This window comes from Rhizobium sp. PAMB 3182, from assembly GCF_052908355.1.
Genome location: NZ_CM128607.1, coordinates 1,642,675 through 1,667,925 on the forward strand (window position 1 = coordinate 1,642,675; position 25,251 = coordinate 1,667,925).

At 64.1% G+C, this 25,251-nt stretch carries 18 protein-coding genes; 6 read left to right on the forward strand and 12 right to left on the reverse strand.

Annotated features, from left to right (window positions below):
* Together ACU5AZ_RS08175 and mutS are read right to left on the reverse strand one after the other, a co-directional pair.
* Positions 1 to 2,832 carry a [protein-PII] uridylyltransferase gene (locus ACU5AZ_RS08175; protein ID WP_446825951.1) on the reverse strand — a complete coding sequence of 944 codons (2,832 nt, stop codon included), beginning with the start codon at positions 2,830 to 2,832 and terminating at the stop codon, positions 1 to 3.
* 112 nt (positions 2,833 to 2,944) lie between these two features.
* Positions 2,945 to 5,596, reverse strand: a complete 2,652-nt coding sequence (gene mutS / locus ACU5AZ_RS08180) for a DNA mismatch repair protein MutS (RefSeq protein WP_446825952.1) — start codon at positions 5,594 to 5,596, stop codon at positions 2,945 to 2,947.
* Between the two features lie 212 nt (positions 5,597 to 5,808).
* Between mutS and ACU5AZ_RS08185 the strand changes: the two genes are divergently transcribed.
* Positions 5,809 to 8,094: an NADP-dependent malic enzyme gene (locus ACU5AZ_RS08185; protein ID WP_446825510.1), complete on the forward strand. Its 2,286-nt coding sequence runs from the start codon at positions 5,809 to 5,811 to the stop codon at positions 8,092 to 8,094.
* A gap of 186 nt (positions 8,095 to 8,280) precedes the next feature.
* Positions 8,281 to 9,294 carry a glutathione S-transferase family protein gene (locus ACU5AZ_RS08190; RefSeq protein ID WP_446825953.1) on the forward strand — a complete coding sequence of 338 codons (1,014 nt, stop codon included), beginning with the start codon at positions 8,281 to 8,283 and terminating at the stop codon, positions 9,292 to 9,294.
* A gap of 9 nt (positions 9,295 to 9,303) precedes the next feature.
* Here the strand turns inward: ACU5AZ_RS08190 and ACU5AZ_RS08195 are convergent, their stop codons facing one another.
* The 10 genes from ACU5AZ_RS08195 to sppA form a co-directional block, all read right to left on the reverse strand.
* Positions 9,304 to 10,182, reverse strand: a complete 879-nt coding sequence (locus ACU5AZ_RS08195; RefSeq protein ID WP_446825511.1) for a GNAT family N-acetyltransferase — start codon at positions 10,180 to 10,182, stop codon at positions 9,304 to 9,306.
* Between the two features lie 90 nt (positions 10,183 to 10,272).
* Positions 10,273 to 12,483 (reverse strand): ATP-binding protein, encoded by a 2,211-nt coding sequence (locus ACU5AZ_RS08200; RefSeq protein ID WP_446825512.1) that lies wholly within the window; start codon positions 12,481 to 12,483, stop codon positions 10,273 to 10,275.
* A 159-nt stretch (positions 12,484 to 12,642) separates the two neighbouring features.
* A complete protein-coding gene (gene lspA, locus ACU5AZ_RS08205; RefSeq protein WP_446825513.1) occupies positions 12,643 to 13,134 on the reverse strand; it encodes a signal peptidase II in 492 nt (163 codons plus the stop codon).
* Positions 13,131 to 13,982, reverse strand: a complete 852-nt coding sequence (locus ACU5AZ_RS08210; protein ID WP_446825514.1) for a TrmH family RNA methyltransferase — start codon at positions 13,980 to 13,982, stop codon at positions 13,131 to 13,133. Before ACU5AZ_RS08210 ends, lspA begins: the two co-directional genes overlap by 4 nt.
* 2 nt (positions 13,983 to 13,984) lie before the next feature.
* Entirely contained in the window at positions 13,985 to 15,103 is a 1,119-nt protein-coding gene (locus tag ACU5AZ_RS08215; protein ID WP_446825515.1) for a class I SAM-dependent methyltransferase, read from the reverse strand.
* Between the two features lie 111 nt (positions 15,104 to 15,214).
* Complete coding sequence (locus ACU5AZ_RS08220) at positions 15,215 to 17,143, reverse strand: O-linked N-acetylglucosamine transferase, SPINDLY family protein (protein WP_446825516.1); 1,929 nt, start codon at positions 17,141 to 17,143, stop codon at positions 15,215 to 15,217.
* A 59-nt stretch (positions 17,144 to 17,202) separates the two neighbouring features.
* Positions 17,203 to 19,110: an O-linked N-acetylglucosamine transferase, SPINDLY family protein gene (locus tag ACU5AZ_RS08225; RefSeq protein WP_446825517.1), complete on the reverse strand. Its 1,908-nt coding sequence runs from the start codon at positions 19,108 to 19,110 to the stop codon at positions 17,203 to 17,205.
* 96 nt (positions 19,111 to 19,206) lie between these two features.
* On the reverse strand, positions 19,207 to 19,548 hold the full coding sequence (locus ACU5AZ_RS08230; RefSeq protein ID WP_446825518.1) for a lipopolysaccharide assembly protein LapA domain-containing protein: 342 nt from the start codon (positions 19,546 to 19,548) through the stop codon (positions 19,207 to 19,209).
* Between the two features lie 118 nt (positions 19,549 to 19,666).
* A complete protein-coding gene (locus ACU5AZ_RS08235) occupies positions 19,667 to 19,987 on the reverse strand; it encodes an integration host factor subunit beta (RefSeq protein WP_446825519.1) in 321 nt (106 codons plus the stop codon).
* A gap of 34 nt (positions 19,988 to 20,021) precedes the next feature.
* The gene (gene sppA / locus ACU5AZ_RS08240; RefSeq protein WP_446825520.1) at positions 20,022 to 20,966 is read right to left on the reverse strand and encodes a signal peptide peptidase SppA; all 945 of its coding nucleotides are present in this window, start codon (positions 20,964 to 20,966) and stop codon (positions 20,022 to 20,024) included.
* Between the two features lie 287 nt (positions 20,967 to 21,253).
* On the opposite strand from sppA, the gene lptC reads away from it, so the two are divergent.
* From lptC to rpoN, 4 genes are all read left to right on the forward strand, one after another.
* Complete coding sequence (gene lptC / locus ACU5AZ_RS08245) at positions 21,254 to 21,919, forward strand: LPS export ABC transporter periplasmic protein LptC (protein ID WP_446825521.1); 666 nt, start codon at positions 21,254 to 21,256, stop codon at positions 21,917 to 21,919.
* Positions 21,920 to 21,933: 14 nt separating this feature from the next.
* A complete protein-coding gene (locus tag ACU5AZ_RS08250) occupies positions 21,934 to 22,497 on the forward strand; it encodes an LptA/OstA family protein (RefSeq protein WP_446825522.1) in 564 nt (187 codons plus the stop codon).
* A 46-nt stretch (positions 22,498 to 22,543) separates the two neighbouring features.
* Positions 22,544 to 23,317: an LPS export ABC transporter ATP-binding protein gene (lptB, locus tag ACU5AZ_RS08255; protein ID WP_446825954.1), complete on the forward strand. Its 774-nt coding sequence runs from the start codon at positions 22,544 to 22,546 to the stop codon at positions 23,315 to 23,317.
* Positions 23,318 to 23,610: 293 nt separating this feature from the next.
* Positions 23,611 to 25,167 carry an RNA polymerase factor sigma-54 gene (rpoN, locus tag ACU5AZ_RS08260; RefSeq protein WP_446825523.1) on the forward strand — a complete coding sequence of 519 codons (1,557 nt, stop codon included), beginning with the start codon at positions 23,611 to 23,613 and terminating at the stop codon, positions 25,165 to 25,167.
* Positions 25,168 to 25,251: the final 84 nt, after the last annotated feature.

Here is a 25,251-nt window from a genome sequence, read left to right on the forward strand (position 1 = left end):
TCACGAGGCGCGCACCTTCGCCTTTTGGGCGGGCGTTGCGACCGGCGCCGGTGCGATGATGCCGTTCGGCATCTTGTCGCGCAGGTCGTCCTGCTGGCCGGCGAGAACCGCCTTCAGCCGGGCAACGATGTTCGACTGCCGATTGTCGCTGGTGATCTTGGCGCCGACGAGGTCGGTCACGTAGAAACTGTCGATGATCTTTTCCCCGAAGGTGGTGATGCGGGCCGAATGGATATCGAGCGACAGGTCAGACAGCACGGCGGCGATATCGGCCAGAAGACCGGTTCGGTCCAGGCACTCCACCTCGATGACGGTGAACTTGTTCGACAGACCGTTTGAAACAGTGACGTGCGGCGGAATTGTGAAGGCCTTGGGGCGCCTGCGGCTCTTCGCCTTGCTGGCGATCACTTCCGGCAGGCGCTTCTTGCCGGCCAGCACGCTTTCGATCAGCGCGCTGATCGCCGCGGCGCGGCGAAGCTCGTCCTCGTCATTGGTGAATTCGCGGTTGATGACGATGGTGTCGAGTGCGCGTCCGTCCGAGGTCGTGAAGATGTGCGCGTCGGCAATGTTGGCACCGGCCGCCGCACAGGCGCCGGCGATGATCGTCAGCAGGCGCGGATGGTCGGGCGCCAGCACCGTGATTTCGGTGATCGCGTGGAAGGAATGGGTGCGCACCATGGTGGCCAGCACCTTGTTGGCCTTGCCGGCGTCGCGGATGAAATTCGCGTGGCGGATCTGGTCCTCCAGCGTCACCGACAGAAGATAGGGCTGATAGTGGAGCTTGACGTAGGCCTTGCGCTCCTTCTCGCTCCAGCCTTCCAGCGCGCCCTGCAGCTTGTTGGCGGCGTGCGCGGCGCGCTCCTTGCGGGAGACCTCGGAGAAGCCGCCGGCGATCAGCAGTTCCGTCTCGTAGTAGAGCGTGCGGATCAACTGGCCCTTCCAGCCGTTCCAGACCCCCGGCCCGACGGCGCGGATGTCGCAGACGGTCAGGATCATCAGAAGCTTGAGGCGCTCCAGCGACTGCACCTTCTCGGCAAAATCGACGATCGTCTTGCGGTCGCCGAGGTCGCGGGTCTGGGCGGTCATCGACATGACGAGATGCTCGTCGATCAGCCAGGCCACGAGTTCGGTCTGCATCGGCGTCAGCCCGAGCCGCGGGCAGAGCTTGCGGGCCACCTTGGCGCCGGCGATCGAATGATCCTCCTTGCGGCCCTTGGCGATGTCATGCAGCAGCACGGCGGTGTAGAGAACCGTCCGGTCCTCAAGGCTGGCGATCACCTTGGTGGCGAGCGGATGGGCATCCTTCTCCAGCCCGCGCTCGATGCGCGAGAGCGCATCGACGGTGCGCAGCAGGTGCTCGTCGACGGTGTAGTGATGATACATGTTGAACTGCATCATCGAGACGATCTTGCCGAAGTCGGGGATGAACTTGCCGAGCACGCCGGCCTCGTTCATGCGTCGCAGGATCAGCGCCGGGTCCTTGCGCGAGGTCAGGATCGAGAGGAACAGGCGGTTGGCCTCCTCGTCCTCGCGCAGCTTGTTGTCAATGAGCTTAAGCGAGCGGGTGACGCCCTTCAACGCGTCCGGATGCAGCTCGAGGCCCTGGACGTCGGCCATGTGGAACAGGCGGATGATGTTGACCGGATCGCGCTTCAAAACCTCGGGGTCGGCCAGCCCGATGCGGCCACGCTCCTGCACGAAGTCGAGCGTGCCGGGGATCTTGCGGGCGCGCTTGGTAAAGCGCGTGAAGGCGCCCGTCAGGCCGGGAATGGACTTCGCCTGCTCGTCTTCGAGCGCCGCGCAGAAGATCCGCGTCAGGTCACCGACATCCTTGGCGACGAGGAAATAGTGCTTCATGAAGCGTTCTACGGCGGAAAGTCCGGGACGCGGCTGGTAATCGAGATTTTCGGCAATCTCGCGCTGGACGTCGAAGGACAGCCGCTCCTCTTCCTTGCCGGTGAGGAAATGCAGGTGGCAGCGCACCGCCCAGAGAAAATCCTCCGACTTGTTGAACAGCTTCAACTCGGAGCGCGACAAGACGCCGAGCTTGACGAGATCCTGCGTGTCGCGGACGTGGTAGTAGTATTTCGAGATCCAGTAGAGCGTGTGCAGGTCGCGGAGACCGCCCTTGCCTTCCTTGACGTTCGGCTCGACCAGATAGCGCGTGTCGCCGCTCTTCGAATGACGGGCGTCGCGCTCGGCGAGCTTGGCGGCGATGAATTCCGGCCCGGTATCGTGGGCGACCTCGTTCTCAAAGCGGCTTTCGAGTTCGCTGACCAGCACCGGCGCGCCGCAGAGATAGCGCACTTCGAGCACGGCGGTGCGGATCGTCATATCGCTCTTCGACAGCGAGATGCACTCGTTGATCGTGCGCGTCGCATGGCCGACGGTGAAGCCCATGTCCCAGAGGATGTAGAGGATGTATTCGACGACCTGCTTCATCCACGGCTTCTGGCTCGCCGGAAACAGGAAGAGAAGGTCGATGTCGGAGCCGGGCGCCAGCGTGCCGCGGCCATAGCCGCCGACGGCGCAGACCGCCATCGCGTCCTTCTTCTCGTCATGCACGTGGGTCAGCACGAATTCGTAGAGGATCGAGATCAGGTTGTCCTGCAGCCAGGAAATCCGCCTGGCGCAGGCGAGCCCGCCGCCATCCTCGAACAGCAGTTCGCGGGCCTTTTCACGGCCGGCCTGGCTGGCCTTGCGCAGCTCGGTGAGCAGCGCCATGCGCATCGCGCCGGCGTCGGACTTGTGCGCGGCGGCGATCTTGTTGCAGGCCGCCTTCAGGGCGTCCACGTCAAGAATGTTCGAAAGTTCGCTGTCGTTCCTGGCCATGGTTTGCCGGTCTTCGTTCTTTGTTTCGCTTCTGACCAGCCCGTTGCCGGAATGTCTCGCCTGCATTGGCCCTCAAACTCCCTGTCGCGCATCCGCGTCGCGACTATAAGTATCAAGGATTTCCAAGTCGTTTCTTCAAGGCATAGAGCGCGTCGAGCGCGTCACGCGGTGTCATATCGTCCGGATTGATCGCCTTCAAGGCCTCCTCGACGGCGGACGTCTTCGCTTTTGACTGCTCGTCGCGCCGGACCGCCACCTGGAAGAGCGGCAGGTCGTCGATCAGCTGATGGGCAGGGTTCTTGCGGTCGGCGTCCTCCAGCATGGTCAGGACCTCGCGGGCCCGCGAGACGACGGCCGCCGGCAGCCCGGCGAGGCGGGCGACCTGGATGCCGTAGGAACGGTCCGCGGCTCCGGGGCCGACCTCGTGCAGGAAGATCACGTCGCCGTCCCATTCCTTCACCCGCATCGTCGCATTCGACAGCCGCCCGAGCTTTTCCGACAGCACCGTCAACTCGTGGAAATGGGTGGCGAACAGGCCGCGGCAGCGATTGACCTCATGCAGGTGCTCGACCGCCGCCCAGGCGATCGACAGGCCGTCGAAGGTCGCCGTGCCGCGGCCGATCTCGTCGAGGATGACCAGCGAGCGGTCGGTCGCCTGGTTGAGGATCGCCGCCGTCTCGACCATCTCGACCATGAAGGTGGAACGTCCGCGGGCGAGATCGTCGGAGGCGCCGACGCGCGAGAACAGGCGGTCGACGACGCCGATCGAGGCGGAACCGGCCGGCACGAAGGAACCCATCTGGGCCATGACGGCGATCAGCGCGTTCTGGCGCAGGAAGGTCGACTTGCCGCCCATGTTCGGACCGGTCAGCAGCCAGATCGCACCGAAATCGCCGCCGCTTTCCGGCGACAGGTCGCAATTGTTGGCGACGAAGGGATGTTCGGACTGGCGGCGCAACGCCTGCTCGACGACCGGATGGCGGCCGGCGACGATGGCGAACTCCTTCGAGCCGTCGACATGCGGCCGGCAATAGCCCTGCTCTTCGGCAAGCACGGCAAGCGCGGCCGCAACATCGAGCACCGAGAGCGCCCGTGCGCCGGCCTTGATCGCCTCGGCTTGCGCCACGACGGCGGCCTTCATCGCCTCGAAGGCTTCGAGTTCGATCTCCAGCGCCCGGCCGGCGGCGTTCGCAATACGGCTTTCGAGATCGGAGAGCTCCGTCGTCGTGAACCGCATGGCGCTCGCCATCGTCTGGCGATGGATGAAGCGGCCCTTCGCGTCGTCGGTGCCGGTCATCGTCCCGGAATTGCCGGCGGTGACCTCGATGAAATAGCCGAGCACGTTGTTGTGCTTGATCTTCAGCGACTTGATGCCGGTCTCTTCCGCATATTGCAGCTGCAGGCCGGCGATCACCCGGCGGCTCTCGTCGCGCAGCGCCCTCACCTCGTCGAGCTCGGCATTGGCGCCGGGCCGCAGGAAGCCGCCGTCGCGCTTCAGGAGCGGCAGTTCATCGGAGAGGGTCGCGCCCAGCATGGCCTCGAGCTCGGTCGGCAGTGCCTTCAGCCCGTCGAGCGCCGCCGAAAGCTCCTCCGTCAGCGGGAGGTCGGCGGCAAGGCGCAGGGCAATCGTGCGGGCGGCCTCGATGCCCTGGCGCACAGCGCCGAGATCACGCGGCCCGCCGCGGTCGAGCGCCAGGCGGGAGAGCGCGCGCGGCATGTCCGGCACATGTTTGAGCGCCATACGGATATCGTCGGTCAAAGCCTGCCGGCCAAGCAGGTAGGAGATCGAATCGAGCCGCCGGTTGATCGCGTCGGGATCGGTCAGCGGCGACATCAGCCGTTCGGCGATCATGCGCGCCCCGCCGCCGGTGACGGTACGGTCGATGGCTTTCAAGAGCGAGCCGTTGCGATCGCCGGACAGCGTCTTGGCGAGCTCCAGGTTGGCGCGCGTGGCCGGATCGATGAACAGCGTCGAGGCAGCGGCTTCCCGCTCCGGGATGCCGAGCGCCGGCCGTTCGGAGATCTGCGTCTTCTCGACATAGGCGACCGCAGCGGCGGCGGCAGCCATTTCGGCGCGCGAGAAACCGCCGAAGCCGTCGAGCGTCTTGACGCCGAAATAGCGGGCGATGCGTCCCTCCGCCGTGGCACTGTCGAACAGCACCGGCGGCTGCGGCACCGCGACCTTGCCGAGCACGTCGAACACCGAGCGCAGCTCCGGATCATGGAAGAGCGTATCTGGCAGGATCAGCTCGCGCGGATCGATGCGCAGGATATCGGCAAGCAGCCGCGCGGCATCGGTCTCGGCCAGCCGGAACACGCCCGTCGAAATGTCGATCCAGGCCAGCGCCATATCGCCGCCGGCGCCGCGAATGCGGGTAAGCGCCATCAGGTAGTTCGATTCCGATGGCGACAGCAGCTTTTCTTCCGTCAGCGTTCCGGGCGTGACGAGACGCACGACATCGCGGCGCACGACGGATTTCGAGCCGCGCTTCTTGGCCTCTGCCGGATCTTCAACCTGCTCGCAGACGGCGACGCGGAAACCCTTGGAGATCAGCTTCTGCAGATAGTCGTCGGCGGCATGCACCGGCACACCGCACATGGGGATATCGACGCCCATATGCTGGCCGCGCTTGGTGAGCGTGATGCCGAGCGCGCGCGACGCCTCTTCCGCGTCCTGGAAGAACAGCTCGTAGAAATCGCCCATGCGGTAGAACAGCAGCGAGTCCGGATTGTTGGCCTTGATCTCGATATACTGTTCCATCATCGGCGTCGCCGATGCGCGGCTCTCGTCCGAGACAAGAACCTCGGCCGACAATTTCTCAACTTCAGATATGCGGATGCCCGTCACGTTGTTCGCTTTAAAACAGAATTTGCGTTCTTGCGGGAAAAGTGGAGTGACATTAGCTTTGCGGGAAACGGGAAGACAATAACAAACCGCCCTAACCCGGTGGCTGCCCACAACAAGCTGGAGGAAACATGCCCGCAACCGACAAGGCCAATCGACCGATGTCCTCGATCACCGAGCAGGAGGCGCTCGATTTCCATTCGCAGGGCCGCCCCGGCAAGCTGGAGATCACTCCGACCAAGGCGATGGCGACACAGCGCGACCTGTCGCTCGCCTATTCGCCGGGCGTCGCCGTTCCGGTGAAGGCGATCGCCGAAAATCCGGCATGCGCCTACGATTACACGACGCGCGGCAACATGGTGGCGGTCATCACCAACGGCACGGCCATTCTCGGCCTCGGCAATCTCGGCGCGCTCGCCGCCAAGCCGGTGATGGAAGGCAAGTCGGTGCTCTTCAAGCGCTTCGCCGACGTCGATTCCATCGACCTCGAGGTCGATACCGAGAACCCGGAGGAATTCATCAACTGCGTGCGCTTCCTCGGCCCCTCCTTCGGCGGCATCAACCTGGAGGACATCAAGGCGCCGGAATGCTTCATCATCGAGCAGCGGTTGCGGGAAGTCATGGACATCCCCGTCTTCCACGACGACCAGCACGGCACGGCGATCATCGCCGCGGCCGGCCTCATCAATGCGATCGAACTAACCGGCCGCGACTTCAAGACCACCAGGCTGGTCTGCAACGGTGCGGGTGCTGCGGCGATCGCCTGCGTCGAGCTCATCAAGTCGATGGGCTTCAATCCGGCCAACGTCATCCTCTGCGACACCAAGGGCGTCATCTACCAGGGCCGCGAGGAAGGCATGAACCAGTGGAAGTCGGCGCATGCGGTCAAGACCGACCGGCGCACGCTGGCGGAAGCCATGGAAGGCGCCGACGTGGTGTTAGGCCTGTCGCAGAAGGGCGCGTTCACCGCCGACATGATCCGCTCGATGGCCCCGAAGCCGATCATTTTCGCCATGGCCAATCCGGACCCGGAAATCACGCCGGAAGAGGTCGCCCGAATCCGCGACGACGCGATCATGGCGACCGGCCGCTCGGACTATCCCAACCAGGTCAACAACGTCCTCGGCTTCCCCTACATCTTCCGCGGCGCGCTCGATGTCAGGGCCTCGACGATCAACGACCACATGAAGATCGCCGCCGCCCAGGCGATCGCCGAGCTTGCCCGTGAGGATGTGCCGGACGATGTCGCCGCCGCCTATCAGGGCAGCCGTCCGCGCTTCGGCTCGCAATACATCATCCCCGTCCCATTCGACCCGCGCCTGATCTCGACCATTCCCGTGGCGGTCGCCAAGGCAGCGATGGAGTCCGGCGTCGCCGGCCGTGAGATTACCGATCTCGAAGCCTATGCCCAGGAACTGTCGGCGCGGCGCAATCCGATCGCCTCGACGCTGCAGTCGCTCTACGAGCGTGTCAAGCGCCGGCCGAAGCGCGTCGTCTTCGCCGAGGGCGAGGAAGAGCAGGTCATGCGCGCCGCCGTCTCCTACGCCAACCAGGAACTCGGCACCGCCATCCTTCTCGGCCGCGATGAACAGATGCGCGAGACGGCCGAAAAGGCCGGCATCGAACTCAACCGCGCTGGGATCGAGATCGTCAACGCCCGCCTGTCGGACCGGGTCGAGGCCTATACCGAATATCTCTACCAGCGCCTGCAGCGCCAGGGCTTCCTGCACCGCGACTGCCAGCGGCTGATCAACAACGACCGCAACCACTTCGCCTCGTGCATGGTGGCGCTCGGCGATGCCGACGCGATGGTCACCGGCACGACGCGCAACTACTACACGGCCTTCGAGGATGTCCGCCGCTGCATCGATCCGAAGCCCGGCCACCGGGTGATCGGCGTCAGCGTCGCCGTCTGCCGCGGCCGGACGGTCTTCGTCGCCGACACCGCGGTCCACGACATGCCGACCTCGGAGGAGCTTGCCGACATCGCCATCGAGGCCGCCAACATGGCGCGCCGCATGGGCTATACGCCGCGCGTCGCCTTCCTTGCCTATTCGACCTTCGGCCATCCGACCGGCGAGCGTGCCGAACGAGTGCGCGAGGCGGTCAAGCTTCTCGACAAGCGTCGCGTCGATTTCGAATATGACGGGGAAATGGCCGCCGACGTCGCGCTCAATCCGCGCATCCAGGAGCAGTATCCGTTCTGCCGCCTGTCCGGCACGGCCAACGTCCTGATCATGCCGGCGTTCCACTCGGCGTCGATCTCGACCAAGATGCTGCAGGAACTCGGCGGCTCGACCGTCATCGGCCCGATCCTCACCGGCCTCGACAAGTCGGTGCAGATCACCTCCATGGGCGCCAAGGATTCCGACATCGTCAACATGGCGGCGATCGCGGCCTATACCTCGGGAACGTAAGGCGTTCGTCCCTGATCCGGAATGCGAAGGGGAGGCACGGCGCCTCCCCTTTTCCGTTGCGCCGCCGTCAGCCGCTGGCCAGCCGACGCAGACGGTAAACGCTCTGTCGAACATTCAGCGGGCTGCCAGAGCGCGCGTGAGGGTCTATCTTCCGGCCAGCAAACGAGACCGAAGGATGTGATGACCATGCCGCAGCTGATCGATGGCAAATGGGTGAACGACGACGTTGCCGCCAATGAAATGAAGAATGGCAGCTTCCACCGCGAGCCGACGAAGTTCCGCAACTGGATCACCGCCGACGGCGCTTCCGGTCCGGACGGGCAGCTCGGCCTTATCGCCGAGCCCGGCCGCTACCAGCTGTTCGTCTCCTATCTCTGCCCCTGGGCGTCGCGCACGCTGATGATGCGCAGCCTGAAGGGCCTGAAGGACATTATCCGCCTTTCCGTCGCCGAGCCGCGCATCGGCGACAATGGCTGGGAATTTGCCGAGCCACAGGACGCAGGCCCGACGCTGAAACCGATCAGCTTCCTGCATCAGCTCTACACGGCCAGCGACCAACACTATTCGGGCAAGGTTTCGGTTCCGGTCCTCTGGGACCGCAAGAACGGCGTGATCGTCAACAACGAATCCGCGGACATCATCCGCATTCTCAACACCGCCTTCGACGGGATGACCGGCGACCGCCAGGATTTCTATCCGGAACCGCTCCGCGCCGAGATCGACCGCTGGAACGCGCTGATCTACGACACGCTGAACAACGGCGTCTACCGGGCGGGCTTTGCGAAAACGCAGGCCGCCTACGAGGCCGCTGTCGGGGATGTGTTCGGGACGCTCGACACGCTGGAGGCGCATCTCGGCAAGAACCGCTACATCGCCGGACAATGGCTGACGGAGGCCGATATCCGGCTGTTCGTGACCCTGATCCGCTTCGACGCCGCCTATCACGGCGCCTTCAAGTGCAACACCCGCCGGCTGGCCGATTATCCTGCCCTTTCGGGTTATGTGCGGGAAATCCACCAGTGGCCCGGCGTCGCCGAAACCGTGCAGATCGATCACATCAAGGCCGGCTATTACGGCATCCGCCACATCAATCCGACCGGCATCGTGCCGCTCGGACCGGAACAGTCCTTCGACGGACCGCATGGACGGGAAGTGCTGGCAGGAAGCGGTATCTGGCGGCACGCGCCGAAGGCCGCGTAACGGTTCGTCTTAGCTGGCGAAGCGGCCGGCGTCGGCGCCGTAATAGTTGATGTAGCGATCGGAGATCGAGGAAATCGGCAGGACGATCAGCACGTCGGTGGTATTGAACGCCTGGTCGACGACGGCGCCGGAACCGGTCATGGCGCCGAGCCGCAGATAGCCCTTGATCAGCGGCGGCAGTGCCATCATCGCCCGGCGGGCATTGACGGCTTCCGCCGGCATCAGGTCCATGTCGCGCTTGAGGTGCGGCAGGGCCTCGACATGCCATTCGCCGGTGGCGCTGACATTGTGATGCAGGAAGGAGAGCGCCAGTGCGTGCGCCTCCGGATGGACGCCGGGGAACGAGGCGCAGCCGAACATGGCATCGACGCCGTAACGCAGCGCATAAGCCCAGTTGCCCTGCCACAGAAGCTCGACGGTGCGCTTGGTGCGGTAGGCCGGCAGCACGCAGGAGCGGCCAAGCTCCATGAAGCGCTTGCCCGGATGGCGCGCGATCAGCCCGTCGACGTCGAATTCGGAGGCCGAGTAGAAGCCGCCATGAGCCTCTGCGACTTCCTGGCGCATCAGCCGGTAGGTGCCGACGATCTGGTCCTCGGTATCGCCTTCCAGCGAGCGGTCGAGCACCAGCAGATGGTCGCAGATCAGGTCGAAGGCATCGAAGTCACGCTTGCGGCGTTCTGCCTCGGGGTCGAGCTTCGCCCGCATCTCCTCCACGAAGACCCGGTAGCGCACGGCCTGGGCAGCGTCGATTTCGGACGCCGTGCGGGCGAGCCGCGTTTCCAGGCTGCCGATGCGTCCGAGCAGCTTCGCATCAGAGCCGGGACGGACGATGGATGCCCGTTCCGTGATGAGATCGAGACCAGGCCGGTCGGCAACATTGGTTGTCATTGCGAATCGCCTTGTGTTCGCCTGAAAAGTTCGAGCGCGCTTAAATCATGGCTGTACTACAGCAGCATGACAACCCTGTGAAGCGGCGGATCAGGCTTTGCGCGCGGCCGGCTTTGCCTTGGACAATGCGCTGATCTCGGCCAGCAGTCCTGCCGGGTCGAGCGGCTTCGTCAGCACGCGGTTGGCGCCGGCAATCAGCGCCTGGCGGTGGATGTCGTCGCGTTTGTCGCCGGTGAGCACGATGATCGGCATCGGATCGGAGCCGAGGCCCAGTTCGCGCTCGCGGATCTTCGGCAGGATCTCGAGACCATGTCCGCCGGGCATGTGAAGGTCGGTGACGATCATGTCCGGGCGGTCGGCATCATCGCCGCAAAGCGCGGCCATCATGGCTTCGAAATCGCCGCAGACATCGACCGTATGGCCGGACTTCTCGAGGACAGCGCGCACCAGCATGACGTTGACCGGATCGTCCTCGCCGAGCAGCACCTTCAGGCCGCTGCCCGCCGGTGCCGACAGCTTCGGCAGGTTGAACTCGTATTTGCGGGCGTTGTCGTTGATCGCCTCGCGCCGCTCGACGCCGCGCATGCGGCCCAGGAGCACGTCGATCAGCGACTGTTCGCGCAGCGGCCGGATGAGCCAGGCGTCGAACGCGCCGAAGCCGGCGGCATTGCGCTCTTCCGGATTGACGAGCAGGATCCGGCGCGGCGACTGGCCGTTCTCGTGCAGATGCTGCGGCATCCGGGCATTGAAGGCATCGGCCAGCCGGTTGTCGACGATGACGTCGGTGAAGGCGCGACCGCCGCTGATGATCTCCATCGCGGCATCGATGCCGGCGGCACTGGAGCAGGAGCCCCCCAGCGTCGTGATCGTCGCGGCAAGCGCGGTCTCGGCAGGGCCCTTCGGCGCGATGATCAGCACGCTCGTTTCGGCCAGCGCCTGGCGGCGGGCGGCCACCACGTCCTCGCGCTCCTCGGACCGGATCGGAAACAGGATGCGGAAGGTCGATCCCTTGCCCTTGATGCTCGCGACCTTCAGGTCTCCGCCGAAGGCCTTCATGATGCGCAGCGATATCGCCAGACCGAGGCCGGACCCGGCGCTCTTTTCCTCGCTGTTGCCGGCCTGTTCGAATTCGCCGAACACGCGGCGCTCCTCGTCCTCGGTCATGCCCGGCCCGGTGTCGATCACCGAAATGACGGCCATGTCGCCCTCGCGGCTCGCGCGGATCTGCACACCACCCTTGACGGTGAACTTCACCGCATTGCCGATGACATTGTAGAGAACCTGCTGCAGGCGGGCCTCGTCGCATTCGAGGATGGCGGGAACGTCGGCCGCGATCGAGGTGGCAATCTCGATGCCCTTGTCATGGGCACGGTGCGACAGCATTTCGGAGACGCCCTCGACCAGCTTGCGCAGCGCCACCGGCTTCTGCCTCAGCTCGAAGCGGCCGGCCTCCATGGCGGAGAAGTCGAGCAGGTCCTCGACCAGCTTGACCAGCGTGTCGCCGGACTGGCGGATGCCTTCGAGATAGTTGCGCTGGGCCGGCGTCAGCGGCGCTTCCTCCAGAAGCTGGCTCATGCCGATGATGCCCGACAGCGGCGTGCGGATTTCATGGCTGACGGTCGCCAGCAGCCGCGACTTGGCGGCATTCGACTGTTCCGCCTTCAGCCGCGCCTCTTCCTGCGCCCGCATCAGCCGGCGTTCGTCGGTAACGTCGCGGCCGACGCTGCTGATGATCAGCTGCCCGCTCGAAGGGTCGCGCACGGTAATGTCGTGCCAGATGAAGAGACGCTTGCCGGCGGGACCGGTGATTTCGACCTCGAAGCGGTTGGGCACCGTCGAGGGGTTGAAGATCAGGCCGAGCTCGCGGCAGGTCTTTCCCTCCGGCTCATCGCAATCGGTCAGGCGGCGGAAGGTCTGGTTGGCGTCAATGATGCGCCGGTCGGAATCGCGGCTGAGCGCGATGTCGCCGAGGTCGTCATGGATCGCGGCCAGGCGGACGCTGCGTTCGGCATCCGCCCAGGAGCGATCGTGATCGGCCTCCTCGACCAGCCGCGACAGCTCGTCGGTTGCCGTATCGGCCTTGGCCGTGCCGTAATCGACGGGCGCCAGCGCCAGCTGGACGATGATGAAGACGATTCCTGCGGTCATGATGCCGAGCACCATCCAGCCGGCAGGGCCGCCGGCCGCGCTGAACAGCAGCGCCACCGCTGCCAGTCCGCCGCCACCGAGCCAGATACGAAGAAGCAGGCGGGCCATGCTGCCACCATTTTGTTTCGACGCGGGCTTCGGATCAGTCTTCATGGCAGGCCTTACCTCCACGCCAGCCGACGCCTCCGCTGCTTCGGATTTCGAAGAGACGGACAGGATATCCTTATCGGTTCTCAGGCTGCGCGCAAATTCACTCATGCAACCTGAGTAGCATACACTTCTTCCGAATCGTTTTGTCGAAACACTAAATTTTTAGGGTTTTTGCGCTTTGGAACCGAGGAATTCATCGATGACGACGAGCACGGCGCCGATGGTGATGAAGCTGTCCGCAAGGTTGAAAACGGCAAACGACCACGTCGATGTGTAAAACAGAACATAGTCGATCACATGGCCGTAGAGGAAACGGTCGAAGAGATTGCCGAGCGCCCCGGCGATGATCATGGCGAAGCCGACATGGGCGAAATGCCGGTCGGGATCGGTGCGTCGCCAGAGCCAGATGACGAAGGCGACGATGGCAAGCCGCATGCCGACGATGAACCAGCCTTCCATGCCGGACAGCATCGAGAAGGCGACGCCGAGATTGTAGGTGCGGTAGAGCGCCAGCATGGGCATCACCGGCACCGCCTGTTGGAACGGCAGGTAATGGTCGACGGCGATCTTGACCGCCTGGTCTGCGGCGACCGCCAGCACGATGAAGAGAATGATCGCGACGGGATTGCGCAGGAAGCCGGATGTCTGCGTCATGCGCCGCCGTCCAGCGTCAGGAGGTGGCGGCGGGCCTCGAACAGCATGACGGCGGTGGCGACGGCGAGATTGAGGCTGTCGGCCCTGCCCTGCTGCGGAATGCGGGCGAGCGCATCAGCCTCGCTTGCCAGCTCGTCGGGTAGGCCGGATTGCTCGTTGCCCATCAACAGGACGACCGGCTTCTTGCGGTAGTCGATGGTCCGGTAGTCGACCGCGCCAGCGAGATGCGTGGCAACCACGCTGACGCCCGCCGTCTTCTTCCAGGCGATGAATTCGTCCACTGTTGCGCGGATCAGCGGCATGGCGAAGACGGAGCCCATGGTGGCGCGAACCGTTTCCATCGAGAAGGGATCAGTCGTCTCGCCGACCAAGATGACGCCCGAGGCGCCGGAAGCATCGGCCGTGCGGATGATGGTGCCGAGATTGCCGGGATCGCGCACCCGATCGAGCGCCACCCAGGTCTCTCCAGCCTGCGGCTTCACCCTGGCCAGCGGCAGCCAGCGCTGCTCGAAGACGCCGGCGACCATCTGCGGATTGTCGCGCCGGGTGATGGAGGACATCACCTTTTCCGAGACTTCGAGCACCAGCCCGCCGGTCGCGACCGTCTTTGCCGCCACCTGCTCGACCGCCGGCTTGCCCTTGGCCGCCTTGGCATAGACCAGCGTGCGGATGGTCCAGCCGAGTTCGATCGCGTCGATGATCAGCTTCAGGCCTTCGGCGAGGAAGGTCTTCGTCGCGTCGCGCTCCTTCTTCTGGGCGAGCGCCTTGATGTCCTTGACGATCGGATTGGAAAGGCTGGTGACTTCCTTGACCTGGCCGACGCGGCGGCGGTCGTGATCGTGGTTCATGGTCATTTCGGCACCCAGCGGCTGAAGAGTGAGGTCGAAAGGGCACGGCCCTGCGATTTGCCGTCGAGGCCCGCCTCACGGATGACGAGCTCGCCCGATTCCACCACGCCGCCCCTGCCGCGCATGGTTTCGCGCATCAGTTCATGCATGGAATAGAAGCTCGCCCGGATGGAGTAGGCCGTCAGCACCAGGCCGATCGCCTTCGGCGCCAGGATTTCGCGGCAGCCGGCCAGCATGTGCGGCAAATGGTCGAACAGGTGCCAGACCTCGCCCGCCGGGCCGCGGCCGAATTTCGGCGGATCGGTCAGGATGATGTCATAGCGGTTGCCGCGCCGTCCCTCGCGCTCGACAAACTTCATCGCGTCCTCGCAGATCCAGCGGATCGGCAACCTGTCCATGCGCGAGAGCGTCTGGTTTTCGCGCGCCCAGCCGATCGCCTTCTTCGAGGCGTCGACATGGGTGACTTCGGCGCCGGCGGAGGCGGCGACCAGCGACGCGACACCGGTATAACCGAACAGATTCAGGATCTTGACCGGCCGCTTGGCGGCCTCGATCGCGTCCTTCATCCACGACCAGTGGGCGATCTGCTCGGGGAACACGCCGACATGGCGGAAGGACGTGAAGCGGCCGAGGAAATCGACGTCCAGCACCTTCAGCGGCCAGGTCTCGCCGAGCGCCTCGCGCGGAAAACGCCAGCGGCCCATGCCGTCTTCGTCCGTATCGCCGGTGAAAATGGCGTCGGCGTTCTCCCAGACATGCGCAGGCAATGCCGGCGGCCACAGCGCCTGCGCTTCCGGCCGCACGATGCGGTAGGGGCCGTATTGTTCCAGCTTCAGCCCGTAGCCGCTGTCGATCAGATGGAAGTCGCCGGACGCGGCGCTTTCGAGGATGACCGGCAGGCGTTCGGCCGGGCGCTCGCCCGAAAGAAGCGGCAGGCGCTCGACGGTCACCGTCTCCTTCTGCTCGGAACGCGGGCTTTCGGCAACATTTGCCCTGGCCGCCTGCGGCCGGTCCGCAGCGCGCTCGCGCTTCGGCTTCGGCGGCTTTCCGCCCGGGTTCTTCGTGCCGGCGCCCTTGGCAAAGGGCTTGCCACCGTCGGTCCTGCGCTGCCTGTTCTTCACGTCACCTGTCTCTCCGGACCATCCGGCCCGTGGCTGTTGCTTTCGTTCGTCAATATAGGGAAGCCGTACATAAGGGAAGGCGCAAGAGGTTTCCAGCGCCGGGACCATCCATCAGACGAGAAAGGTGCCGCCCCGCGCCGGCAGAGCGGGCACGTCGATGTGTTCCGGGCCAAGACAGGCGCGGGCCCGTTCGATCATCATCTCATAGGCGCGCTCCAGATGCCGGGTGAAGCGCTCGGTATCGAAGAGCGGCGCACTCACCCGGTTTGCCGCAAGCCGCGCACGGATATCGGCCAGGCGTTCCCGATCGCCGGCCAGCGCCACGGCGAGATCGGCGAACCCGGCAGCGTCCTCCGCCACGAGGTCCGGAAGCCCGACGGCCGTCAGCAGGCTTTCGGAGACCCGGGAGGCGAAACTGCCTCCCTTGAACGTCACCAGCGGCGTGCCGGCCCAGAGGATGTCCGAGGTCGTCGTATGGCCGTTGCAGGGATAGGCATCGAGCGCGAGATCGACGGCGGCGATGCGCGACAGGTAGCGGTCATACGCTTCGCCGGAAAAGAAGATCAGCCGCTCTGCGGCCACGCCACGACTGGCGAACACCTTCGCCAGATTTTCCCGCGGCAGGCCTTCCCGGCACAGCAAGCAGAAGACGGAATCCGGGACGCGGCGCAAAATATCCGCCCAGAGGTTCAGCGTGGTCATGGTGATCTTGGCCGGCGAGTTGAACGAGCCGAACACCAGCCTGTCGTTCGGCAGTCCGAGATCGTCGCGCGTGAGGGCCAGCGGCTTCGGGCGGTTACGGCTGCCATTCGCCTGATAGGTCTCAGGCAGGCGGCACAGGCGCTCGGTGTAAAAGGGCTTGCTCGTGTCCGGCGTGACGATCGGATCGGTGATGGCATAATCGACGTCCATGCCGGTCAGCGATCCCGGATAGCCGAGATAGGTCGCCTTCACCGGGGCGTCGGAGCGGTTCAAGATGCCGAGCCGGGCGCCGGTGGTGAAACCCTTCAGGTCGACGAGAATGTCGATGCCATGCGCCGCGATGCACCGGGCCGCCTCGGCATCCGTCATGGCGCGCACTTGCACCACCGCATCGCGCATCCATGCCGGCCAGCGCCTCTGGTAGTCCGCGTCTGCCGCGTCGGTGTAGCAGAACAGCGTGATCTCGAAGCGCTCGCGGTCGTGCGCCTGCATGACCTCCTCGAACAGGATCATCGTCGCATGCCAATGGAAGTCGTTGGAGAGATAACCGATCCTGATCTTTTCGCCGGCCTTCGAAGGCGTCCGCCTTCGCGCAGGAATATCCTGCGGCTCGATGCGGTGCAGGCCCAGCGTATCGTAGGACGGCAGCGCGTGGACGCGTTCGTCGTCGGTGCGCATCAGCCGCGACCAGGCCAGTTCGTTGCGGCAGAGCGCCTCCGCCGCCGCATCGTTGCGGCTCTGGAGCGCACTGAATTCCGCCGTCGCGTCCAGGTCCGCGACATTGATCGCCCGTGCATAGCGCAGACTGTTCAAGGGCAGGCTCTGCGGCCGCGTGCGGCAGGCTTCGGCAAGGAACAGATAGAAGCGATCGGCATCCCCGATCGCCGTCTCGAAATCGGCGAGAAGGGCAAAATGCTGCGGATTGGCGAGGTCGAGATCGGCAATGAAGCTTTCGGCCTCGGCGAGCGCGCCTGCCAACTTGCAGGCCATGGCAAGCCGGTAAAGGAAGGCCGGATCGCCACGATGAAGACGCGCGGCGTCCGCGGCGATTGCGGCAATCCGGGCATGCTGCCCCTCATCCGCAAACAGGTTGACGGCAAACTGCAGGAAGAGCGCCCGCTTGTCGGCGATCGCCGCCGCAGCGCTGACAAATGCCTCGGCGGCCGCGACCTTCCGCCCGAGCTTCAGATTGCTATTGGCGAGAATAACCAGAAGGTTCTGCCGTGTCTTGATGTCGGCACGCGCGAGCGCTCCCTCGGCCGCCTCTACCGCGTCAGCAAAGCGGCCGGCCTGATAGGCGGCGAGCGCAGTCGCCATGCCGGATGGAGCCTGTTTCATCGCGTATTTCGATCCGAGCTTTGCATCATGCCCCCTGGACTAGTTAAAGGTCGCGACCGTCACCGCGCAAGTTTCGGCACATCGATGTGGTCCGGCGGCAACCCCGCACGGGCGCGCTCCATCATCATCTCATAACCGTGCTCCAGATGCCGGGTGAAGCGATCGGTATCGAAGAGCGGGGCCGTCGGACGGTTGGTCGCAATCCGCTCGCGGATCGTCGTCAGGCGCGCCGCATCACCCGCCAGCTCCGCAGCCAGATCACAAAAGCCCGCCGCGTCTTTCGCTACCAGCTCCGGCAGACCGATCGCCTCAAGCAGGCTTTCCGAGACCCGCGAAGCGAAACTCCTGCCCTTGAACGTCACCAGCGGCGTTCCGGCCCACAGGATATCGGACGTTGTCGTGTGGCCATTATAGGGATGCGTGTCGAGCGCCAGGTGGACAGCGGCGATGCGGCCGAGATAGGCCTCGTACGCAACGTTCGCGAAGAAGATCAGCCGATCTTGGCCAATCCCCTCGCGCCCGAAGGCATCCGCAATGTAACCCCGCGCCAGCGGATCGTTGCAGAGCATGAAGAGCAGCGCATCCGGCACGCGCCGCAGGATGTCCGCCCAGAGCCGCAGCGTCGCATGGGTGATCTTGTGGACCGCGTTGAACGACCCGAAAACGAACCGGTCCGCCGGTAATCCCAGTTCGGCGCGGGTGACGGGAGCAGGTCGTGGCCGGTTGCGGCTGCCGTTCGACTGGTAGGTGTCCGGCAGGCGGCAGAGCTTTTCCCGATAGACGGACCGGCTTTCGTCCGGCGTCACGATCGGATCGGTGATCGCATAGTCGACGTCCATTCCTGTCAGCGGTCCGGGATAGCCGAGATAGGTCGCCTTCACCGGCGCGTCGGAGCGGTTGAGAATGCCGAGCCGGGCGCCAAGCGTGAAACCCTTGAGATCGATGAGAATGTCGGTGCCCTCGCGATCGATCAAAGCCGCCGCCTCCGCGTCGCCCAGGTCCCGGACGGAAACCACCTCATCCCGCAGCACCGCCGGCCAGCGTTCCTGATAGCGGGCGGCCTCCTTGCCCGTATAGCAGAACAGCCGGATATCGAAGCGTTCGCGGTCGTGGCCGAGCAGCACCTCCTCGAACAGGCGCATGGTCGCGTGACCGAAGAAGTCGTTGGAGAGGTAACCGACGCGGATCTTTTCGCCGACGGCGGACGGCTGCCGGCGATTGCGCGGAATGTCGTCCGGATCGGTCCGGTGCATGACCAGCGTATCGAAGGAGGGCCGCGCATGCGCGCGCTCGTCGTCGGTCCGCGTCAGGCGGATCAGCGCCAGCTCGTATTCCCGAAACGCGCGGGCGCGCGGTCCGTCGCCCGTCGCGACCGCATCGAATTCATCGAGGGCCGCAAAGTCGCAGATCGCCCTCGCCCGTGCATAGCGCACGCTGTTGAGCGGAATGTTGTCCGGCCGCGCCCGGCAGGCGTCTTTCAGGAACCGGTAGAAGCCGGCCGGATCGCCGAGCGCCTGCTCGAACTCGCCGAGCAGCATGAACTGCTGCGGCCTTTCCAGGTCCAGGTCGGCGATGAAGGGCGCGGCGTCGGCCAGCCGTCCCGCGTGCTTCAGCGCCGAGGCGAGCTTGGCGAGCAGCGGCTTGTCGTCACGGTTCGCCGCCCCGACCTCGGCGGCAATCGCCGCCATCGCCTCGAACCGTCCCTCGTCGAAGAACAGATTGGCGGCGAATTTCAGAAATTCGGCGCGCTTGTCGGGAAGGATCTCGGCCGCCCGTACGAAGGCATCGGCGGCGGCCTGCCGGCGGCCGAGCTTCAGGCTGGCATTGGCGAGGATGACGAGGAGCATCGGCCGGGCGTTCGCATCGGCGGATTGAAGAGCCGCACCCGCCGCATCGGCCGCGCCGGCAAAATCGCCAGCGCGGTAGTCAGCCAGCGCCTTTGCCGCCATCGGCGGATTGTCCGTCATATCACCGCATGCCTCTTGCCACGGCGGCAAGGTCTAGCGGCCGACACTTGCGTGAACCTGCTCGACGGGCAAAAAAACTGGAGAGGGTGGAGCCGGTCAGTTGCCCGGCAGGGAGAGCGACTGGCCGGCGAGCGATTCCGCCCGCGCCTTGTGCTGGCCGGCTTCGGCCTGCCATTTGACGGCCTCGCGTGCCTCGCGGCGGGCGCGCTTGCGGTGCTTGCCCTGGCTGACCCAGGTGGCGGCCGAACCGACGATCATGCCGAGGATCAGGGCGCAGAAGAGGAAGACGAACAGCGGTGCGCTGACGGACAGGACCTGGTCGGACGGGCGGAAGGGGTTGAGCGCCAGCGTCACGCTGTCACGATTGGCAACGGAGAGCAGGATCAAGACGATGCCGAGCGGCACCAGGACGATGATGTTGATCAGCTTTCGCGTCATTCGGCATTCTCCTCGCCAGTGTCGGCACAGACTGGCATGCATTTCCGGCAAAATATGGGGCGAAGCGACCGTTCCGCAAGACCATCATGCGGATTTTGCCGTCTCGCGCCCTGCCGGATCAATCCTCGTCTTCGTCGTCCTCGTCGTCATCCAGCATGCCGTCGGCATTCAGGCGTTCACGCAGTTCCTTGCCGGTCTTGAAGAAGGGAACCCATTTTTCCTCGACGAAAACGCTTTCGCCGGTGCGCGGGTTGCGACCGGAGCGGGACGGACGATTCTTGACGGAAAACGCACCGAAGCCACGCAGTTCGACCCGGTTACCGGCCGCCAGCGCATCAGTAATTTCGTCCAGCACGGCGTTGACGATATTTTCCACGTCGCGGTGATAAAGGTGCGGATTGCGCGCGGCAACGATCTGCACCAACTCGGATTTGATCACGACTTCCCCCGTTTCAAAATTCTTATTTGGCCACTCAAGGCCGCCAGTACGACGTCAACCCGTCAACCAGCAAGTGTTCTCCGGCACCAGCCGGCAATTTGTCACGTCCGGCTAAGTCACCATAACCAAGCAAATTAATCAATGTGGAAAGTGCTCTGGGCAGCGTGAAGCCGGAAATGCCCTCACTCGCCTGCCAGTCGACCATCGGCAGGTCCGAAGACACGCCTCTGGTCTCAAGATAGGCGCGGATTTCCTCGTCGCCGCCGAGTTCGTCGACCAGCTTCAGCTTCAGCGCCTGGCGGCCGGAAAAGATGCGCCCGTCGGCAAGGGTCACGGCCTCGTCATGCGAGAAGCCGCGCCGTTCGGCGACGAGGTCGACGAACCAGTCATAGCTGTCGAGCACCAGGTCGCGCACCACGGTCTTGGCATCCTCGCTCGGCGGATGGAATGGCGATGGCTCGGCCTTCAGCGGTGCCGACTTGATCTCCTCAAGCGAAACGCCGATCTTGTCCAGGAGGTCCTTGACCTGCGGATACTGGAAGATCACGCCGATCGAACCGGTGATCGATGTCTCGCCGGCAAAGATGCGGTCGCCGGCAACCGCGATCATGTAGGCGGCCGACGCCGCGGTGGTGCGGATGTCGGAGACGACCGGCTTGACCGCCGCGATGCGGCGGATCGCCTTGTAGACCTTTTCGCCGCCATAGGTGGTGCCGCCATTCGACGAGATGGAAACGACCAGTGCCTTGACCGCGTCGCTCTCCTCGATCCGGGTAAGCCGCGCCAAGAGCTCCTCGTCGTCGGTGATCAGGCCGGTGACGCTGACGCGGGCAACCTGCGGGGCCGAGCCGACCCGCTCGCCATTGGCCATAAAATAGGCCGAAAAGCCACCGACAAGAATGAGCGCGGCCGCGAAGAGCCTCCAGAAGCCCAGCTTGCGGCGAAGTGCTCGGCGGTCGGCGATTGCGGATTGGTCCATCGGAGAATAAAAGCCCTGTGCCGGAAAATGTCGGTTCGTGCCGCACCACTAGCGCCACGCGGTTGCATATGGCAAGAAAGAAACCATATTGGCAATCGGCTGTCATGATGGCATGTGTGCCGAAAAGGTCGCATGTTCACCGGGAATCAGTGAATTGCGTGGTATTAACGGGCTTTGACCGAGCTTGACATTGCGCGCAATGCAATTGATTTGCATTATATTGTGTTATTACTTTAACTTCGGAACATATGTTCCGACTATTCGATTGTTGGGAAAGTCTGGGGTTCATGCTTGATAGCGTGCAGAAGCCGGCATACGGCGCCGGCCTGGCGAAGTCGCAGAGCGCGTATTCGCGCGGGCTTCGCCATTCTCGGCGTGTGCGCTGGCTGAAAGTCCTCCTGCCGCTGGCCGCCATTCTCGTCTCGGGCTCATTCGTCGGCGTCGCCGTCGTGCGCAGCTACCTGCCGGACAACATCAAGATCGCCGCCGCCACCATCGAGAACGGCATGGTGGTGATGGAAAAGCCGGCGATTTCCGGGCGCAACCGGATGGGCATCCTCTATTCCATGACCGCGGCAAGAGCCTTGCAGCCGATCAAGGATTCGAACACCATCAAGCTTGAAGACATCAACGCATCGATGCCGATGAATGCCGATACGATGGCCCACGTGGTCGCCAAGTCCGCCACCTACGACCGCAAGGCCGACGACCTGACCGTCGAGGAACCGTTCACGATCACCCTGTCGAACGGTGTGACGGCGCGCTTCCAGTCGGGCTTCCTCGACGTCAACGGCGGACATCTGGTCTCCGACCGGCCCGTCTCGATTACGGCAAATGGCGCATCGATTGATGCCGATTCTCTTGATATGTCGGATAACGGCCGCGTGATAAAGTTCACCGGTCATGTCCGCATGAATGTAAGCCCGGACGCTCTGCGAAAGACGAAAAAGTGAAAGATGGAAATCCGATGAATGTAGGCCGAGTGAAAAAATTTGGTTGCCTGGTGACATCTTTCGCGCTCGCCGCGAGCCTGTCGACGGGAGCGCTGGCACAATCGACGCAGATGGAGGGCATGAAGCTTTCCAATGATCAGCCGATCCAGATCGAGAGCGACCAGCTCGAGGTCCATGACCAGTCGAGTTCGGCCGTGTTCACCGGCAACGTCAATGTCGTGCAGGGCACGACGACGCTGAAGGCCGGCAAGATGACCGTCTACTACGTCAAGCAGGGACAGACCTCCGGCGGTGCCGCATCGGTGGCCTCGGGCAATGCCGACATCGACAAGATCGATGTCTCCGACAATGTCTTCCTGAGCTCCGAGACCCAGCAGGCGACCGCCGATACCGGTCATTTCGACATGCAGGCGCAGACCTTCGTGCTGCAAGGCAAGCAGGTCGTGCTGTCGCAGGGGCAAAACGTGTTCGTCGGCTGTAAGCTGACCGTTCAGATGCAGACCGGAGAAGCCAAGCTGGATGCCTGTGGCGGGCGGGTAAAGATCCAGCTAGACCCGAAATCCCGGCAGAAGCCGTAACAGGACTGACCTTTCCGTGACGAAACCCTTCAACCCGACCAAAGAGATCGCCGAACCGAAGAAGCAGGCCGCTGCGCCGTCAGACAGGTCCCGATATGAAGGAACCCTGATTGCCCGCGGCCTGACGAAGGCCTACCGCAACCGACGCGTCGTCAACGGCGTGTCGCTGGTGGTGCGCCGCGGCGAGGCCGTCGGTCTGCTCGGCCCGAACGGAGCCGGCAAGACGACCTGCTTTTACATGATCACCGGCCTCGTGCCGGTCGACGAGGGGCGCATCGAGCTTGACGGCAATGACGTGACCTCGATGCCGATGTACCGGCGCGCACGTCTCGGTGTTGGCTATCTGCCGCAGGAAGCCTCTATCTTTCGCGGCCTGACCGTCGAGCAGAACATCAACGCTATTCTCGAAATGCATGTGAAGAACAAGCGTGAGCGGACCGAGAAGCTGAATTCGCTGCTCGCAGAGTTCCACATCGACAATCTGCGCAAGTCTCCGGCCGTAGCGCTTTCCGGCGGCGAACGGCGCCGTCTTGAAATCGCCCGCGCGCTGGCCACCGATCCGGCGTTCATGCTGCTCGACGAGCCCTTTGCCGGCGTCGATCCGATTTCGGTTGCCGATATCCAGAACCTCGTCCGTCACCTGACGGCGCGCGGCATCGGCGTGCTGATTACCGACCACAATGTCCGCGAGACTCTTGGCCTGATCGACCGCGCCTACATCATCCACGCCGGCGAGGTGCTGACTCACGGCCGCGCCGATGAAGTTGTGGGAAATGCGGAAGTGCGCCGCCTGTATCTCGGCGACAAGTTCAGCCTCTAGGCCCCGCCGCGTTCAATTGCTCCCGATTGAACGCCGACGCCCACTCGGAAACCAGGATGTGACGCGCGGCTCGCGCGATTCCCGTGTGCGCGTCACGCTCCGGCGCCCTGATCCGCGGCTCATCGGCATCGCCAACGCCCCAAAACAGGGATGCGACCGGGCGAAATTAATCTTAAGACGTCATGACGCTTGACCTCGGGCTACAAAAAAGCAATTTTTGGGCCAGATGGATATTGCCTGCAAAACAGGCAGGCGGTGTCCCGATCTGATCCGTAGGGAGTTCAGCGTTCGCCATGGCATTATCGGCCAGCCTTCATCTGCGACAGAGCCAGTCCCTGGTGATGACACCGCAATTGATGCAGTCGATTCAGCTGTTGCAGATGAATCATTTCGAACTGACGCAGTTCATTGCCCAGGAAGTCGAAAAGAACCCCCTTCTCGAAATCGCCGAAGACGACACGTCCGACCGGACGCCAGACCGGGAGCGCGACGCTTCCGAGGCCGCCGAAGCGGATGCCCGGACGCAAGCCGCGGACGCCGAGCCTTCGGGTGACTGGTACGAGCATGGCGCCACGGGCGGTACCGTCCGGCTCAACGACCAACTCGACAGCAACTTCGACGAAGCCATGTCGGACGACAGCGCGCCGCGCAAGGCGGAAGCGCCCGGTCTCATCGACCAGTGGAAATCCATGCCGGGCTCGTCGGAAGGATCGGACGGCTACGATCTCGAGGATTTCGTCGCCGGGCAGGTTTCGCTTCGCGACCACCTCAGCCAGCAGATCCCCTTCGTGCTGACCACACCGCGCGAACGCATCGCCGCCGACCATATGGTCGATCTTCTGGACGATGCCGGCTACCTGCAGGAAAGCACGGATTCGATTGCCAGCCGGCTGGGCATGGACCTCGTCTTCATCGAGAAGGTGCTGGCCGCGCTGCAGACGCTCGATCCGCCGGGCATCTTCGCCCGCTCGCTCAGCGAATGCCTGGCGATCCAGCTGAAGCTGCTCGACCGGTACGATCCGGCCATGGAAGCCTTCGTCGTCAATCTCGATCTTCTGGCGCGCCGCGACTTTGCCTCGCTGAAGAAGATCTGCGGCGTCGACGAGGAAGACCTCATCGACATGCTGTCGGAGATCCGCAAGCTCAACCCGAAGCCGGCCAGCAATTTCGACCGCAATCCGGTCGAGGCGATCGTGCCCGACGTCATCGTGCGCGAGGCTCCCTCCGGCGGCTGGGCGATCGAGCTCAACCCGGAGACCCTGCCCCGGGTTCTCGTCAACCAGGGCTATTACGCCGAAGTGTCAAAGGGCCGGGCGTGCAAGAGCGAGGACCAGGCATTCCTGTCCGAATGCCTGCAGAACGCCAACTGGCTCACCCGCAGCCTCGACCAGCGGGCCCGCACCATCATGAAGGTGGCGAGCGAAATCATCCGCCAGCAGGACGGCTTCCTGACCCACGGGGTCGACGCGCTGCGGCCGCTCAACCTGAAGACCGTCGCCGACGCCATCAAGATGCACGAGTCGACCGTCAGCCGCGTGACGTCCAACAAGTACATGCTGACGCCGAGAGGCCTGTTCGAGCTCAAATACTTCTTCACCGTGTCGATCGGCTCCTCCGAGGGTGGCGACAATCATTCGGCGGAAGCGGTGCGCAACCGCATCAAGGTGATGATCGCCCAGGAGGCCCCGGATGCCGTCCTGTCTGACGACGACATTGTCGAGCGGCTGAAGGGCGGCGGCATCGATCTCGCCCGCCGCACGGTCGCCAAATACCGCGAGGCGATGAACATCCCCTCCTCCGTTCAACGCCGGCGTGAAAAGCGGGCGATGGCCAGGGTTTCCGGCTTTTGACTATCCACAACCCTCCGCACTGCCGGGGAAAAGTTAACGGAAAGTGTTGACTTCGAAGGGGTCCGGCGCTAGAAGCCGCCCGCA